This window comes from Acinetobacter sp. YH12208 (assembly GCF_013418055.1).
Classification (GTDB): domain Bacteria; phylum Pseudomonadota; class Gammaproteobacteria; order Pseudomonadales; family Moraxellaceae; genus Acinetobacter; species Acinetobacter pseudolwoffii.
Window position 1 is genome coordinate 1 of sequence record NZ_VPCT01000006.1, and the last position, 16299, is coordinate 16299.

At 44.7% G+C, this 16299-nt stretch carries 14 protein-coding genes; 6 read left to right on the forward strand and 8 right to left on the reverse strand.

Features of this window, described 5'->3' with window-relative positions:
- Positions 1-775 precede the first annotated feature (775 nt).
- Both rpsO and pnp read left to right on the forward strand, forming a co-directional pair.
- Positions 776-1045: a 30S ribosomal protein S15 gene (rpsO, locus tag FTU95_RS07355; protein ID WP_004637724.1), complete on the forward strand. Its 270-nt coding sequence runs from the start codon at positions 776-778 to the stop codon at positions 1043-1045.
- A 259-nt stretch (positions 1046-1304) separates the two neighbouring features.
- On the forward strand, positions 1305-3392 hold the full coding sequence (pnp, locus tag FTU95_RS07360; RefSeq protein WP_171063368.1) for a polyribonucleotide nucleotidyltransferase: 2088 nt from the start codon (positions 1305-1307) through the stop codon (positions 3390-3392).
- A gap of 197 nt (positions 3393-3589) precedes the next feature.
- On the opposite strand, the gene FTU95_RS07365 is transcribed toward pnp, so the two are convergent.
- The 6 genes from FTU95_RS07365 to FTU95_RS07390 form a co-directional block, all read right to left on the reverse strand.
- A complete protein-coding gene (locus FTU95_RS07365) occupies positions 3590-3853 on the reverse strand; it encodes a YdcH family protein (protein ID WP_005095339.1) in 264 nt (87 codons plus the stop codon).
- A gap of 88 nt (positions 3854-3941) precedes the next feature.
- A complete protein-coding gene (locus tag FTU95_RS07370; protein WP_005095341.1) occupies positions 3942-4274 on the reverse strand; it encodes a chaperone modulator CbpM in 333 nt (110 codons plus the stop codon).
- Between the two features lie 459 nt (positions 4275-4733).
- The gene (locus tag FTU95_RS07375) at positions 4734-5195 is read right to left on the reverse strand and encodes a DUF2147 domain-containing protein (RefSeq protein ID WP_005095344.1); all 462 of its coding nucleotides are present in this window, start codon (positions 5193-5195) and stop codon (positions 4734-4736) included.
- Between the two features lie 323 nt (positions 5196-5518).
- Complete coding sequence (locus FTU95_RS07380; RefSeq protein WP_005095347.1) at positions 5519-6394, reverse strand: Hsp33 family molecular chaperone HslO; 876 nt, start codon at positions 6392-6394, stop codon at positions 5519-5521.
- 50 nt (positions 6395-6444) lie between these two features.
- The gene (locus FTU95_RS07385; protein WP_180078045.1) at positions 6445-8298 is read right to left on the reverse strand and encodes a cation:proton antiporter; all 1854 of its coding nucleotides are present in this window, start codon (positions 8296-8298) and stop codon (positions 6445-6447) included.
- A 75-nt stretch (positions 8299-8373) separates the two neighbouring features.
- A complete protein-coding gene (locus tag FTU95_RS07390; protein WP_180078047.1) occupies positions 8374-10596 on the reverse strand; it encodes a primosomal protein N' in 2223 nt (740 codons plus the stop codon).
- A gap of 150 nt (positions 10597-10746) precedes the next feature.
- Here FTU95_RS07390 and gspF point away from each other — a divergent pair, with 150 nt between their 5' ends.
- The 3 genes from gspF to FTU95_RS07405 all read left to right on the forward strand — a co-directional run bounded on the left by gspF (position 10747) and on the right by FTU95_RS07405 (position 13086).
- Complete coding sequence (gene gspF / locus FTU95_RS07395; RefSeq protein WP_074383949.1) at positions 10747-11952, forward strand: type II secretion system inner membrane protein GspF; 1206 nt, start codon at positions 10747-10749, stop codon at positions 11950-11952.
- Positions 11953-12031: 79 nt separating this feature from the next.
- The gene (gspG, locus tag FTU95_RS07400; RefSeq protein WP_005095357.1) at positions 12032-12466 is read left to right on the forward strand and encodes a type II secretion system major pseudopilin GspG; all 435 of its coding nucleotides are present in this window, start codon (positions 12032-12034) and stop codon (positions 12464-12466) included.
- 284 nt (positions 12467-12750) lie between these two features.
- Positions 12751-13086, forward strand: coding sequence for a hypothetical protein (locus FTU95_RS07405; RefSeq protein WP_005095358.1), 336 nt, complete (start codon positions 12751-12753; stop codon positions 13084-13086).
- A 153-nt stretch (positions 13087-13239) separates the two neighbouring features.
- Here FTU95_RS07405 and lnt read toward each other — a convergent pair whose 3' ends face one another.
- Together lnt and FTU95_RS07415 are read right to left on the reverse strand one after the other, a co-directional pair.
- A complete protein-coding gene (lnt, locus tag FTU95_RS07410) occupies positions 13240-14799 on the reverse strand; it encodes an apolipoprotein N-acyltransferase (RefSeq protein ID WP_100534675.1) in 1560 nt (519 codons plus the stop codon).
- The gene (locus tag FTU95_RS07415) at positions 14796-15635 is read right to left on the reverse strand and encodes an HlyC/CorC family transporter (RefSeq protein ID WP_005095361.1); all 840 of its coding nucleotides are present in this window, start codon (positions 15633-15635) and stop codon (positions 14796-14798) included. Before FTU95_RS07415 ends, lnt begins: the two co-directional genes overlap by 4 nt.
- A 202-nt stretch (positions 15636-15837) precedes the next feature.
- Between FTU95_RS07415 and tusA the strand changes: the two genes are divergently transcribed.
- Positions 15838-16098 (forward strand): sulfurtransferase TusA, encoded by a 261-nt coding sequence (tusA, locus tag FTU95_RS07420; RefSeq protein WP_100329307.1) that lies wholly within the window; start codon positions 15838-15840, stop codon positions 16096-16098.
- Positions 16099-16299 lie beyond the last annotated feature (201 nt).

Genomic DNA, 16299 nt, shown 5'->3' on the forward strand with positions numbered 1-16299 from the left:
ACCCATTCGTCCAGGTAACAGATCTTTAATCTGTTCCCACTGCTCATCTTTTAATGCATAGCGTTTAGTCATAAAAGTATAATGGGGACAAGGCGGTTTTCCTCAAGCTAATTGATGACACGCCCTAGATATTTACCTTAATTCTAAAGTTGGATATTGTTGTGGAATGGCTGGATTTAAGCGAATTAGGTTAAATAAAGTGGTATTAATGTAATATTATGCAACTTTTAGGCTAGTTATTGTACGAAATAGCTTACAGCAAGATACGCTAAATGCCTCTACTTGTCTTTGTAGAATATGGCAAAATCTACCACACAAGGAAGGTGATTTTTCAACAGGATGTTTGAAAATAATAACAAGCGTAAAACGCTATAAAAAACACAATAAATAATAATGATAAGAGAAAGAACTACAGCGCCAAAAAGCCCGACTAAACTCGGGCTTTTTTTTATCTATTTTTTATTCAGACAGACGACGGTACATTAAAACAATAGAAAAAGCGTTCTAATTGCTTAGGTCGATTTCTCTATTTAAGTGGTCTAGATGATCTCGCTTAAAACAGTACAGATCTTGAATAACTCAGGATCAATGGACAACAGCTTCGCTTTAAATAAATCACCGATTGAAAACATTTAAAAGTGCTGATCTATTTTTGCAATTTGGCGCATTTTCCCTTAAAATATGCAACTTGCTGTAGTGATGCACGGCAGTCAAAGTTTTGAATTCTCATTACATTGATTTTTATCAAAATATATAAGCATCTCGGAGAAATCGAATGGCTTTAACTAACGCAGATCGCGCAGAGATCATTGCTAAATTCGCACGCGCTGAAAACGACACTGGTTCACCAGAAGTTCAAGTAGCTCTTTTGACTGCTCAAATCAATGACTTACAAGGTCACTTCAAAGAGCACAAACACGACCACCATAGCCGTCGCGGTCTAATCCGTATGGTTAACCAACGTCGTAAGCTGCTTGACTACCTAAATGGTAAAGACCACGGTCGTTATGTAGCATTGATCGGTGCTTTAGGTTTACGTCGTTAATTCGATTTAAACTTTATTTTCGGGTTATTGCATGCTTTGTGCTTTATTGCTGAAAACTAAAGTCGGTTTAGCTTTTGGCTAGGCCAGTGGAAGGGGCGAATGTTTCGCTCCTTCTTTGTGTTTAAAAATAGTATTTAATCTGGTGAGGTCGGCTTCTAAGCTTTGTCATTTGTTCGTCTATATGGTCGTGAATGCCAAACCTTAGGGGTCTCCACTAGAATAATTGTTCACAAGAACTAGGAAAAAATAAAACATGTCGATGTTTAATATTATTCGTAAAGAATTCCAATTCGGTCAACACAACGTGATTCTTGAAACAGGTCGCGTTGCACGTCAAGCAAACACTGTTGTGATTACCATGGGCGGCGTACAGGTTCTTGTTGCTGTTGTAGCGCAACCTAAAGCAAAAGCCGGTCAAGACTTCTTCCCATTGACTGTTAACTACCAAGAAAAGCAATATGCTGCAGGCCGTATCCCGGGTGGTTATGGTAAGCGTGAAGGCCGTCAGTCTGAAGCTGAAACTTTAATTTCACGTCTGATCGACCGTCCAATTCGTCCATTGTTCCCAGAAGGTTACTTCAACGAAATTCAAGTGACTGCAACAGTAATTTCATCTGACAAAACCATGGATGCTGACATTGCTGCAATGCTGGGTACTTCTGCTGCATTGTCGATTGCAGGTACGCCTTTCCGTGGTCCAATCGGCGGCGCTCGCGTTGGTTTGATCAACGGTGAATACATCCTGAACCCGAACCACGAACAGTTAAAAGAGTCTGATCTTGATCTGGTTGTTGCAGGTACTGAAGCTGCAGTATTGATGGTTGAATCTGAAGCGAAAGAACTTTCAGAAGACCAAATGCTGGGCGCTGTATTGTTCGGTCATGACGAAATGCAAATCGCGATTCAAGCGATCAAAGAATTTGCTGCAGCAGCTGGCGCAGTTGAGTCAACTTGGGTTGCTCCAAGCAAAAATGAAGCGCTTCTTGGTCAATTAAAAGATGCATTCGAAGCGAAAATCTCTGAAGCCTACACAATTGCTGTGAAACAAGACCGTTATGCGGCGCTTGATGCACTTCACGCAGAAGCTGTTGCCCAATTCGTTCCTGAAGAAGATGAAACAGGTATTGCTGACGAAGTAAACGAACTCTTCGAAGATCTTAAATACCGCACGGTTCGTGACAACATCTTGTCTGGTAAGCCACGTATTGATGGTCGTGATACTAAAACTGTTCGTGCAATCGATGTACAAGTGGGCGTATTAGGTCGTGCTCATGGTTCTGCATTGTTCACACGTGGTGAAACTCAGGCATTGGTTACAACAACTTTGGGTAATACCCGTGATGCGTTGATGGTTGATACCCTTGCAGGTACTAAAACTGACAACTTCATGCTTCACTACAACTTCCCTGCATACTCTGTAGGTGAAACTGGTCGTGAATCTGGTCCTAAGCGTCGTGAAATCGGTCACGGTCGTCTAGCACGTCGTGGTGTTCAAGCAGTTCTTCCTGCAGCTGACCGCTTCCCGTACGTGATCCGTATCGTATCTGACATCACAGAATCGAACGGTTCATCTTCAATGGCTTCTGTATGTGGTGCTTCTCTATCACTTATGGATGCAGGTGTGCCACTTAAAGCACCAGTTGCGGGTATTGCAATGGGTCTAGTGAAAGAAGGCGAGCGTTTCGCAGTTCTTTCTGACATCCTGGGTGATGAAGATCATCTTGGCGACATGGACTTTAAAGTCGCAGGTTCTGCAAACGGTATTACTGCACTGCAAATGGACATCAAGATCGAAGGGATTACTGAAGAGATCATGGAGTCTGCATTGAACCAGGCTTATGCCGGTCGTATGCACATTCTTAATGAGATGAACCAAGTAATTTCACGCGCTCGTCCTGAAATTTCGATGCATGCACCAACATTCCAAGTGATCAACATCAACCCGGACAAAATCCGTGATGTAATCGGTAAAGGCGGCGCGACGATTCGTGCGATTACTGAAGAAACGAAAGCTGCAATCGATATCGAAGATAACGGTACAGTTCGCGTATTCGGTGAAACTAAAGCGGCAGCAGCTGCTGCAGTTGCGAAGATTCAAGCATTAACTGCTGAGATCGAACCAGGTACAATTTACGTGGGTAAAGTGATTCGTATCGTTGAATTCGGTGCGTTCGTGAATATTCTTCCGGGTACTGATGGTTTACTTCATATCTCTCAAATCTCGAACGAACGCATTGCGAACGTTGCAGATGTATTGAAAGAAGGTCAAGAAGTGAAGGTACAGGTTGCAGACGTTGACAACCGTGGCCGTATCAAATTGACCATGAAAGACATCGAACAAGTTTAATCATCTGAATATTCCCATGAGTTAGCTCATGGGAATGAAATATCAAAAGCCCTGAGCTTGATCAAAGTGCTTACTTTGGCTGTTCAGGGCTTTTTTTATGCTTCGGAAAATCTCCGCACATCTGGCCAAAATGTTTGAATCGCCCACAGGCTGTCAACGATTGTCGCACGATCTGAGTCTGTATTAAGCAGTTGATCTTAGGTCAGGGGATCGGCTTCAGAACTTTTTAGCAGACGATAAATTTCATCTTTCAATTTTAGCTTTTTACGCTTGATCGCTTCAATATCATTGTTGATATGATTGACCGGGTCGAGTTCAAGCTGACTAATTTTCCTGTCCAGCTCATTATGTTCCTCAAACAATTTGGCAAAGTATGGATTTTCCTCGCGAAGTTGCACAATCAAGTCGCGGTATTCGGGAAACATGTATTTCATTTTTTTATTACAATCTTTGGTTTTCATAGCGCTTTTTATACTCTAATCATCAAATTAAAAATAAATATGCCCTGATCTGCAGCGAAAGATGCAGATAGACAGAGCATCAAAGGACTTACTTAAAATGCAAATGTTTGACCTCGCGGCGTAACTCCTGCACTTCATCGATGAGGTCCAGCATCATCGCGACTGCGGTAAATGACGCATCAAAATCGCGTTGCAGGCGATAGGCGCGTTGTGCACGCGAAATATCCTCACCGAGGAAAGTGCTGGCTGGCGTGACAGGAGAACGATCGGGCAGAATTCCATGTTCAATCAATTGCATGACCCATTCCGGACTTTGTCCGCATGCTTCTGCGAAGTGGATGAGGTCAAATGAGTGATCGTCCATAATTTCTGACGGGGTATAGTCCTGTGAAAAGCTTTCTTGGTACTGAATTGTAGTCATGGCTCTACTCCTTAAACAGCCAAGTGTGCAAAATTGAGAGAATGAAAAGGTACTGAAGTAAAACGCTTTCTATTCTTCGGATATGCAGACTCAGAGTGATGACTCAAATGATCACGAGAAAAAAATCGGTATGTTCCGGTATTCAATGCATCAGGAACGCGCGAATAAGAGAAGGTGAAAGTGAACGCTGTTTTTATAGTTTTATGTTTTATTGACCGAGTGTGTTCAAACACTTTCCTGTGTTGAATATACGCTGCCCTATGAGGACAGCAAAGCAGACCTGATGACAGAATTAAACAAGGCTGAAGATTGATCATCATAAATGGATAAAAAATAACCGTCTTCGATCCATTATTATGACTTTAGCTGCGCCAAAACAGTTTTTATTTGTACCTTATTGTTTCAAAACATGACAAAGAAAAAGCCCCTGATACAGAGGCTTTGAAAATCTTTCTGAAATTAATGTTTTATCCAGGTTACACTGCGGCCAATTACTGAGACACCGACATAACCACGCAAGGTTAGACGTTTGCCATTGGCACTTAGGCGTGCTTTGCCTTTGTAAATTTTGCCACTGATCGGATCAAGCACTTTGCCGTCATGGTATTCACGTGGCTTTTTCGGATCTGCTTTAAAATCCCAGATAAACGGCAGGCCTATAAACGGTTTATCTTTGAGCTGACCTGGACATTTATGACAGATGCCCATTTTCTCCGCGCCAGGCAGGCTACGTGTTGCGACAATTATTCCTTCATAGCTACCATCCGCTTTCTTACGAACTTCTACATCCGCACGAGAATAGCCTGATTGATCATCAATGGTTTTCCATTTACCCACTAATGGATCTTCATAGGCAAAGGCCAAGCTAGAAACCGCAGCCAAACTTATCCCCATCACTAGAGTGTTCAATAATTTTTTCATAACATACCTGTTAAATTTGATACTGTATTCATTTTAGAATTATTACTCTAATTTATTTTAAAAGCATAATTAAATCAATACTATAAAATGTGATTGTATTCTCATAATTTTTTTAAAACGATGATTATTTGGTCTTTGTTAATGTGAATAGTCTTATAATTTAAATGGGATTTTGGGGTGGGGTTTATCTGAGGATCTGATTCAGTGAATAGGCAGGTTTTCTACTGGAGGTAAATATGCTCTGTTGAGCTTCGTCATGTAAATTTTAAAACATAAAAAAGCACTCCTGAGGAATGCTTTTTTAAATCCATACTTAGCACCGCTTAGCTTAGATGTTCACCACATAGACCTAAGGCCTCTTCGGCTGTAAAGGTATATTGGCTATTACAGAACTGACAATCCATTTTGATCGGATTCTGGAATTCCAGTGTTTCACGTATTGATTCTACGCCAATCTGTTGTAAGGCCACTGCACAGCGCTCTTTAGAGCAGGTACAGCCAAATTTCAAGGCTTCAGTTTCTGGCAAGCGCACTTCTTCTTCATTATATAAACGGTAAAGAATGTCAGTGGCTTGCAGGCCGATTAGTTCTTCAGTTTTCAAGGTTTCAGTGAGCATGGTCAGACGCGGCCATAAATCTTCATCAACACGGCGCTGTTCTTCTTCACTATTCCGTGGCAATAGCTGAATCAGTAAACCACCGGCGCGCTGATGGTCGCTTGCCAGTACAATGCGCGTTGGAATCTGTGCAGACAGGTCATAATACTGCATGAGGCAGCCAGCCAGATTTTCTTTGTCCAGCGGCACAATACCTTGATAACGCTCACCAAATTCTGGTTCGATATTGATAAACAGCACTGGAGAAACCAGTGACTTTAAGATGGTGCTGCTATCTTCACCCACCAGAAAGTGCGGATCTTCTTCATAGTCCGCCAAAGCGCGAACTTCACCCAAGTGGTTGCATTCAGCCATTGCCCATTTAAATGTGCCTGATGCCTGAATTTGCAGGCTGATACGCCCTTTAATCTTCAAGGTGCTGGCAAGCAGTGCAGTCGCAGTGAGCATTTCACCCAACAGAATCTTGACCGCAGGTGCATAGTCACGTTGCGCTAAAATGGTTTGTAAAGCTTCTTCAAGATGCACCACTTCACCACGAACAGGGCTATCTTCAATAAAAAAGCGTTGGCGTAAATCAGACATAAAATTCTCCATAACCCTGCTTTAATGGTGTCATTATTGTAAAACACAAGTTATGACAGATCATCTCTTAACGCATCAATTCCTGCGCCGTTTGTATCCTGTTGCGGCTGTGTATCTGTTTTTTGAACTTTGTTGCGTTGATCCTGCGCAAACAGATGTTCGAGTTCTGCCAAGCTACTGCGGTGATGTTCATAACTTGCGTGTTGATCCGAATCTAGATGGTATTGACTGTTGAGTAATTTTTCATCATGTGCGCGGAAGTATTCAATCTGTTGCTGACTTTCTTCCGGAGCAGTATTCAAGTGGCTTAACAAAGCCTCACTCATTTCCAGTGCTGAAAAGTAGTTTTCACGCCAGATTTTCTCTACACCTAAATCCTGTAACAGATGCACATGATGACGATCACGTGCGCGTACCCATAAACAAGTTTCAGGATAATTCAGCCGGATATGCCGCACGATCAGCATCGAATCTTCAATATCATCAATGGCAATAATCACTTGCTGGGCCATCGCAATTCCTGCATGTGCCAAAGTTTCTGGCTCTGTCGCATCGGCCTGATAGAAAGGAATCTGATACTGCGCAAGCAGTTCAGTGGCTGGCACATTGCTGTCCATGACACTAAATACATGCTGTTGTTGCAGTAAAATCCGGGCAATAATTTGTCCAAAGCGGCCAAATCCAATCAGCAAAATAGGGGGGCTGGCTTGAGGACTGGAATCGGTTTCAAAGGTCGCAGCCAGATGATTGTTTTGATCCAGACGCGGTAAAACCTGACTGTGTAATAACCAGTAAAATGCCGGGCTAAGTAATAATGAGAAACTCACCATCCAGAGCAAGGGAGACAGCAGATTGGCTGCGATGATCTGGTCGGATACCGCAATCACCAGCGCCAGCAAGGCAAACTCGCCACCTTGTGCCAGGCTGGCTGCCAGCAAGCTACTGTTGCGCCAGCTATTTTGATGATAACGCGCCAATACCAAACTGATTGCAAACTTGACCAAGATCAAAGTGAAAGTGCCACCGAGAATGATCCAGAGGAAATTCAACAGATCAGATAGCTGTAATGACATGCCCAGACTGATAAAGGCTAGGCCCATCAATAAGCCCTGAAAAGGCCGAATGGTGCTTTCTACCGCGGGCCGGAAATCTGAATCTGCCAGTAAAATCCCGGCAAATAAAGCGCCAAGAAACAGATTCAGTCCAAGCGTATTCATCAAGAGCAGCAGTGCCAAAGTTACCGCAATCGCAACAATGGCATGCAGTTCGTGACGGCCACTTTTTGCAATCCAGCGATATAGTGGTTGCATCAGATAGCGATTACACAGGAACAAGCCGGTAAAAGTGGTGATCATTGCGGCAAAATAAGCCACTCCGTGTTCGGTCGAGGCAATTCCGCTAAATAAAGGAATGGCGGCAATCACAGGAATGGCCAGCAGGGCATGCAGCAGCAGGATTGAATAGGTCTGTTGACCATAGCTGGTGGCAAACTGTTCCTGATTGTGGAGTTGTTGAATCACCAAGGTCATGGCTGACAGACTGCCAGCAAGTCCAATCACAATACTGGCAAGCAGGCTTTGTTGTAGAAAAATCCAGGCCAGCAGGCTAAAAATCAAGGTACTCATTAGTACCTGCAAAGCAGCCGTCATCCACAGAGATTGACTGATCTGGGCGATGCGTTGTGGTCTGAGTTGCAGCCCGATCCAGAACAGCAGTGCCAACAGGCTGACGTTCATGAAACTGTTCATCAGGTCTGGAGTCTGAATCAGATGCAAAATACCGGGACTTAAGATCAGTCCTGTTAACAGATAGCCCAGTACGCTTGGTAGTCTGAGCCTTTTACTCAGTGGCACTATTAAAAGTGCGACCACCAAAACCAGTGTTATTTGTAACAGTATCGACATTTTCCTGTCCTAAATTTTATGCTTGATCAAGACGTTGATGCGTATGTCCCGGACATGGACTCAGATGCAATTCTCTTAGCTGAGTTCTTGCGGGTCAATGTCCAGCGTCAGCTTCATGCTGGAAGGTTTGTCCTGCAGCATATTCTGCCACCAGCTGCGCACATAGTAATGCAAACGTGGACGATCTGCTGACAAAAGCACCATATGCGACTGATAGCGCCCAGCCTTACGTTCCATCGGCGCAGGAATGGGCCCCCAGATGTCCAGCACCAGATCAGGATATTGCCTGAGGAATGCCGCATGTTTCTGTAAGAATTCGGTATTTTGTGCCTGATCCTTGGATTCGCAGCGAATCAGGATGGCATAACGATAGGGCGGCATCTGGGCAATTTGCCGTTCCTTTAAGGTCTGCTGGGCAAACACACGATAATTTTCATTGACCAAGGTATTCAGCAGGGCATGATCCGGTCTGAGCGTCTGCAAATAGACATCGCCTTTGTGTTCACCACGTCCGGCCCGGCCTGAGACCTGAACGATCAGTTGTGCGGTACGTTCGGTGGCACGAAAATCCACACTGAGCAGACCGGAATCAATATCCAGAATCGCCACCAGCGTCACATAAGGAAAATGATGCCCTTTGGCCAGCATCTGGGTGCCGAGCAGAATCGCGGGTTCACTTTTTTGAATCTTGTCATAGATTTTTTGCCAGCTACCCACCCGGCTTGTGGAATCGCGATCGACCCGAATCACTTCATGATCCGGAAAAAGTTCATTCAGATGTTCTTCGACCTTGCCAGTGCCCATACCCAGTGTGACCAGTTCCTGATGCTGACACTGCGGACAGTGCTCCGGCATCCGGTGAATGGTGCCACAGTGATGGCAATGCAGATGCTGATAAGGCTGGCGATGCACAGTAAAATTGGCATCGCAGTGCGGACATTGTGCCTGCCAGCCACAACTGCCACAAAGCAGGACGGGGGCATAGCCACGGCGGTTTAAAAAGATCAGTACCTGTTCTTTTTTCTCCAGACGCTTTTTGATGTCCTGAATCAGTTGCAGACTGATGCCATGCTTTTTCTGTGCCACCTTTAAATCCAAAATATGGATTTTCGGCATTAAGGCTGTGCCGGCACGTTGATTCAGCTCCAGCACCTGCATTTTGCCATGTTCAACCAGCGCATAACTGTCAATGCTTGGCGTCGCTGATCCCAGCAGCACTGGACATTGCTGTAAATGGCCGCGGTACAGCGCCACATCGCGGGCATGATAGCGGAAGCCTTCCTGCTGCTTAAAAGACAAATCATGTTCTTCATCCAGAATGATCAGACCTAAATTCGGTATGGGGGTATAGATGGCGGAACGTGTGCCGAGGATGATTGAAGCTTTGCCAGTCTCTGCTGCCTGCCAGGCTTGCAGACGTTTTGTATCGTTTAGGCCTGAATGCAATAGCGCGATATGACACTGAAAACGCGACTGGAAACGGCTGATGGTTTGCGGGGTCAGACCAATTTCCGGCACCAGCACCAAAACCTGCTTGCCCTGTTTCAGCACCTGTTGCATGATTTGTAGATAGACTTCGGTTTTGCCGCTGCCGGTCAGACCATCCAGTAAAAAAGCCTGATATTGATTGCGATACTTTAATACCTGATCAATGGCATGTTTCTGTTCAGGATTAGCGGTCAGCGGCATTTGCGCCAATTGCATCGGCTGTGGAGTGAAATCTTGTGGCTCCAGCACACAGGTACAAATCTCTTTTTTCTCCAGTGCTTTTAAGGTCGCAGTTTCAATTCCGGCCAAATTCAATACATTTTCAGTGGTGCCAACCGGATGCAGTTTTAAAATCCGGTAGGCTTCCTGCTGCTTTTCCGAACGGCGTATTTTAGCTTCAGCATCAGGGTTCAGAAGTTTCCAGGTGCGGGCCAGCAGGTTATAAGGCTTACCTTGGCGTAACAGCGTTGGCAGGGCACTGTGCACCACTTCACCCATCGGAAACTGATAATACTGTGCCGACCATGTCAACAAACTTAAAACTTTAGGGTCTATGATGGCACGTTCATCCAGCAATTCAGTGACAGGCTTGAGTTTAAAACGTGGGTCGACCGGAGTATCTGCGGAGAGCTTTTCGATAATCACCCCAACCAGATTCTGTCGTCCAAAAGATACCAATACGCGTGCGCCGACCTGGGCCTGCTCAAATTGTTCTGCATTCATACTGTAATCAAAACAATCGAATACATGCACAGGTACAGCAACGCGTACGCGACAAAGTGGACTAGAATCGGTATGAGAATTTTGCATGTCTGGTGCTGGATATCCTGAAGAAATTTCGTCGTGCTTAAAGTTCGATTATGGTAGAGTGAGCAGATAATTTATATCAAAGAATATGAATGATTTCGGTGGTCTGACGCAACAGCGTTAAGCAAAATTTTGGAAAATTAGAGCATTACAATGCCTGCATATCAGTTTATTGCGCTTGATGCTTCAGGAAAGCAGCAAAAAGGCGTGCTGGAGGGGGATTCTGCACGTCAGATCCGGCAACAGTTAAGGGATAAAGCACTTATTCCGGTCTCTGTTGATCCTGTCGAGAAAAAAGACAAACATGATCGGCGGAAATGGTTTGAAAAAAGCATTACCGCTTATGATCTGGCCTTAATGACCCGGCAATTATCTGTCCTGGTCGCCGCCGCGATTCCGCTGGAAGAAGCCATCCGCGCCGTCGGCAAGCAAAGCGAAAAAGTACATGTACAAAATCTGCTGATGTCGGTGCGTTCCAAGGTTCTGGAGGGGCATAGTCTGGCGCAGGGTCTGCAACAGTCCGGGCGGTTTCCAGAATTGTATATTGCCACCATTGCGGCCGGTGAACGTTCCGGGCATCTGGATCTGATTCTGGATCAATTGGCTGACTATACCGAAAACCGTTTTGCCATGCAGAAAAAAATTCAAGGCGCGATGGTCTATCCAATTATTTTGATGCTGATGTCTTTTGCCATCGTGATGGGGCTGATGACTTATGTGGTGCCAGATATCGTCAAGACTTTTGATCAAAGCAAAGATGCCTTACCGTGGATTACGGTCGCCTTGATGAAAGCCAGTGATTTTATTCGTATTGCGTGGCCATTTCTCTTGGTTGGCGGTTTCTTGGGCATCTCCCTGCTGATACGATTCTTAAGAACCACAGCCGGGCATTATGCCTTCGACCGTTTAACCCTGAAACTGCCTTTATTTGGAAAATTATCACGCGGGATTAATGCCGCACGTTTTGCCAGTACCTTATCCATTTTGACCCAGTCAGGCGTGCCTCTGGTCGATGCCCTACGGATTGGCGCTGCAGTCAGTAATAACTGGGTGATTCGTGATGCGGTCAATCTGGCAGCGGAAAAAGTCACCGAAGGCGGCAACCTGGCAACCCAGCTGGAGCGCAGTGGTTATTTTCCGCCGATGATGGTACAAATGATCAAAAGTGGCGAAGCCTCGGGCGAACTGGATCGCATGCTGGAGCGTGCATCACAGATGCAGGATCGGGAAGTCACCACGCTGATTTCGACTTTACTGGCCTTATTGGAACCTTTAATGCTGGTGCTAATGGCCAGTATTGTTTTGGTCATTGTGATTGCGGTGATGCTGCCAATCGTCAATATGAATAATATGATTTAAACAGAATCAAGTTAAAATTCCTGTGGTATTAAAATTAAATTGAATGTTGTGAATGATGCAAATGAATGAGAGAGATTGAATGAAAAGGAATCAATTAAATAAACAGACGGGCTTTACCTTAATCGAAGTGATGGTGGTGATTGTGATTCTCGGTGTGCTTGCTGCACTGATTGTACCGAACGTGATGGGACGCGGTGAAAAGGCCAAAGTGGATACCACTGTGATCAAGTTACAGAGTATTGCTGGTTCACTGGACCAATATAAGCTGGACAATGGCAAATATCCAAGCATGCAGGAAGGTGGTCTGGATGCACTGGTGAATCAGCCAGCGACTGCGAAAAACTGGTTGCCGGGCGGCTATGTCAAGGGCGGCTATCCTAAAGACAGTTGGGATAATGATCTGCAATATGTGATGCCGGGCACAAATGGTCGTACTTTTGATCTGTATTCATTCGGTGCAGATGGTCAGTCGGGTGGTGAAGGCACCGATGCTGATATTTATTATCAGCCTTGATTGAGAATCAATATAAACTCTCAATAGATGGAATATATCACTTCACTTAATAGATGTTTTCAATACTAAGTGAAGTGATAATAACGCTTAATTATAAGTTATAATCTAAGTTTTTGATATTTATTGTAATTAATTAATAATTTGTATATGCGAGTTATAATAAGAATTATTCCCATATTTATCTATTACAATTATCATAAAGTATGAATAAATATAGACTTTCTATTTACCCAAAAAGGCTCATAATGATCTGAACGGCACTTGACGAGCCAACGGAGAAGAATATGAAAGCATTAATCTTAGGGGATGAAATAAACCAATTTCATTGGTCGATGCTGAAATCTGTTCTTTTGGTTTTAAGCATGTTACCGATTAGTCAGGGCATTCTGCATTTATGGCAGACTACCGAGGGTAGCAGCCAGATTATGGTAGGTTTTTTTGCCATCAGTTTGATGAGTTCATTATTTGCATTGTGTTTCTGGTCGGCATTGAAAGCCTCGGTATTGCAATTAAAACAACGGCAGATGTCTGTATTCGAAAATATGATGGTGCAAACTTACCGCTATCTTCCGATGTTATCCCTCGCCAGTATGATTTCTTATCTAGCAGTTCAGTTCTAAAATTTGAAATATAAAAAACCGAGGCATTGACCTCGGTTTTTTATTGCCTTGAGTGTCCGTCCCTTTCGTAAAGGGAGCTTAGGAGAGATTGATAAGATGTTATATCTAGTAATCCCCCTAAATCCCCTTTTGTAAAAGAGGGACTTGGAGAAATTATCTTCTCGACTTAAAGCTGACATCCACTTTACGGGGACGGAAGCGCCAGCCCACCAGCAAGAGCAGAATCGAGAAGATCATCACCGGCCAATCACTCAGTTTCATATAAGGTGTTTCGCCTTGCATGGCTGGAAGTTCACCCCGCAGTACCGCTTCCTGATCCATCGGGGCTTTTTTCACAATATGGCCATTGTGGTCAATAAAGGCGGTCACGCCGGTATTGGTGGCACGGATAAACCATCGGCCATTTTCCTTAGCGCGCATTTGCACCATTTGTAGATGCTGCAAAGGTCCTGCCGTGCCGGTAAACCAGGCATCGTTCGAGACCGTAACTAAAAAGTCACTTTGACTGGCATTGCGGCGTGTCAGGTTTGGATAAGCAACCTCATAACAAATTGCGGAACCTAAAGGATGGTTTTTCACATTCAATGGTTTTTGATTGTCCGCACCACGGGTAAAGCCGCTCATAGAGGGATCATTCTGTAAACCTGGCAATACCCAGCTTAACCAGCCTGACAGCGGGATATATTCACCAAAGGGCACCAGGCGCTGTTTTTTATACAAACCATCCGACTCATCACCCGTGGCCATAATGCTGTTGTAATATTTCGGATAACCCGCAGCCTGTGATTCTGGTAAGTCCCAATACGGAATGCCGGTCACCCAAGCCGTACCGGATTTTTCAGCCTGTACTTTCATCGCTTCGAGAAAAGCTTCAATATCGGTCTGGAACATCGGAATCGAGGACTCTGGCCAGACAATCAGGTCACGGCCCCATTCGGTCTTGCTCAGATTGGCATAAATCAATAAAGTTTTTACCTGATATTCAGTCAGCCATTTCAGATCTTGCGGAATATTGCCCTGAATCAGAGAAACCGTAAGCGGCTTTTCATTCTTTGGTTGCACAAAACTCAATTGAGCCGCGCCCCAGGCACCGAATAGTAAAATTGCAGCAGGAACCGCCCAGAACAGACGTCGGTTCAGAATTTCGACCAGTGTACAGGCCAGAATAATCACGACAAAAGATACCCCAAACACCCCAAACAGAGGTGCATAGGCATCTAGGTAGCGTTCGGTAAAGGCATAGCCGGCAAACAACCACGGGAAACCGGTAAAGACCCAGGTTTTAGACCATTCAAACAGAACCCAAAGCGGGGCAAAGGTCAAAGGGGTTTCCGGGAAAAAGCGGCGATAGACAAAGGTTTGAACGGCGCTAAACAGGCCCATCACCAGTGCCATGATCAAGATCATTACAACACTGAGAAATGCACTGGTATCGCCGTAGACATGAATTGAGGTATACAGCCAGAATGCGCCCACAAACCATAGGCCAATTCCATAGGCCCAGCCAATTCCAAAGGCCTGTTTGGCACTACGTCCACGCAGGCAGGCATAGAGTAGTGCCGGAGACAGGATGGCCAGCCACCAGTAATGATAGGGAGCCAATGCCAAACTGAAGATAGCACCTGCAAATAAAGCAATTAAAACAGGATAGATCAGCGGCAACGGTTTTTGCTGTTGATCAGAACTCAACAGCTTGTCGAAATACGCTCTCATTGGCGCACGGCTCGAATTAGGTGAATAGAGCGTGAATCTGCTTCAAGAATGGTAAATTGCCAGTTTTCCAGTTCAATGGTCTGGCCTTCAAGATCGTTCACCAGACCAATTTCCTGTAATAACAAGCCACCCATGGTTTCCACTTCATCGTCAGAAAAATTCGCATCCAGCATATTATTGAAATGCTCAATCGGGGTCAGAGCTTGTACTATCCAGGTATTGGCGGTGTTTGGATCGTTATCCGGAACAATGAATTGTGCCTCTTCATCGGCATTGTCATGTTCATCTTCAATTTCACCAACAATTTCTTCCAGAATATCTTCCAGCGTGACCAGACCCGAGGTGGTGCCGTATTCATCAATCACCACGGCAATATGGGTCTGGGTGTTTTTCAGCATCCGCAGCACCTGATCGGAACGGGCGCTCTCTGGTACAAATAAGGGTTGACGCATCAGTGCGCGAATATCGACTTTGGAGGTTGGTTCGGTCAGAAAAGGCAATAAATCCTTGGCCAATAGAATGCCGACCACATTATCGGTTTGATCGGAGGAAAAGACCGGAAAACGCGAATGCGCAGATTCGACCAACACATGCAGGATATCCAGCAGTTGGTCATCTTCCTGTAAGCTGATCATCGACGTGCGAGGCGTCATGACTTCGCGAATTTTGGTTGCCGGAAGGTCAAGTACACCTTCAAGCATGGCAACAGTATCGGGTTCTAAAAATCGACGTGAATCTTGTACTAATTTTAGCAGTTCGTCGCGAGTTTCGGGTGCAGTTCCCAGCCATTTACGTAAGCCGCGCATACCCCACGACGGGCCTGATTCCTCGTGCATGATTTTTCCTGAAGACTCTTAATATCTAAAAAAACGTGGTTTTATCATACCGCAGAAAATACGCTTGTCTATTGTAAATATGATGTGCAGGCATGATCGTATCAGTCAGGGCTGCGTTTAGTCGTGTGTACTTTGGCAAAGCCGCAATGCCCGAGCGGGATTATGCTAAAATATTTTCAGTCTTCCACTCTTGAGTCTATCGATGCCCCCAACTGAAATTATCCCAAGCCTGCAATTAAATACCCGAGGTTTACGCTGTCCTGAGCCAGTCATGATGTTGCATCAGGCCATTCGTAAATCTAAAGCCGGTGATGTGGTTGAGGTGTTTGCTACCGATAATTCAACCTCTTGGGATATTCCAAAATTTTGCATGCACTTGGGACATGAATTGCTGTTGCAGGAAGAGTGTCTGGATGAAAACGGCAATAAAGAATTTCATTATCTGGTGAAAAAGGGCGGCTAAATTGGCCGAATTTTTTTTGAAATTTATGATCTGATAAGAGTTCCTATTCGATCTTAAAAATAATATTATCGCCATTCTCCAGAAAATAAACCCGCTTTCGAGCGGGTTTATTTTGTTCTCATGAGAGCTTAAATATTCGAATATGAGAACTTGCGGAATATATTCCTCATTCGCAAGATTACCCTAACATTACATGTTAGG

Coding starts and splice junctions, on each gene's coding strand:
- rpsO (WP_004637724.1), top strand. CDS start 776: ATGGCTTTAACTAACGCAGATCGCGCAGAGATCATTGCTAAATTCGCA.
- pnp (WP_171063368.1), top strand. CDS start 1,305: ATGTTTAATATTATTCGTAAAGAATTCCAATTCGGTCAACACAACGTG.
- FTU95_RS07365 (WP_005095339.1), bottom strand. CDS start 3,853: ATGAAAACCAAAGATTGTAATAAAAAAATGAAATACATGTTTCCCGAA.
- FTU95_RS07370 (WP_005095341.1), bottom strand. CDS start 4,274: ATGACTACAATTCAGTACCAAGAAAGCTTTTCACAGGACTATACCCCG.
- FTU95_RS07375 (WP_005095344.1), bottom strand. CDS start 5,195: ATGAAAAAATTATTGAACACTCTAGTGATGGGGATAAGTTTGGCTGCG.
- FTU95_RS07380 (WP_005095347.1), bottom strand. CDS start 6,394: ATGTCTGATTTACGCCAACGCTTTTTTATTGAAGATAGCCCTGTTCGT.
- FTU95_RS07385 (WP_180078045.1), bottom strand. CDS start 8,298: ATGTCGATACTGTTACAAATAACACTGGTTTTGGTGGTCGCACTTTTA.
- FTU95_RS07390 (WP_180078047.1), bottom strand. CDS start 10,596: ATGCAAAATTCTCATACCGATTCTAGTCCACTTTGTCGCGTACGCGTT.
- gspF (WP_074383949.1), top strand. CDS start 10,747: ATGCCTGCATATCAGTTTATTGCGCTTGATGCTTCAGGAAAGCAGCAA.
- gspG (WP_005095357.1), top strand. CDS start 12,032: ATGAAAAGGAATCAATTAAATAAACAGACGGGCTTTACCTTAATCGAA.
- FTU95_RS07405 (WP_005095358.1), top strand. CDS start 12,751: ATGAAAGCATTAATCTTAGGGGATGAAATAAACCAATTTCATTGGTCG.
- lnt (WP_100534675.1), bottom strand. CDS start 14,799: ATGAGAGCGTATTTCGACAAGCTGTTGAGTTCTGATCAACAGCAAAAA.
- FTU95_RS07415 (WP_005095361.1), bottom strand. CDS start 15,635: ATGCACGAGGAATCAGGCCCGTCGTGGGGTATGCGCGGCTTACGTAAA.
- tusA (WP_100329307.1), top strand. CDS start 15,838: ATGCCCCCAACTGAAATTATCCCAAGCCTGCAATTAAATACCCGAGGT.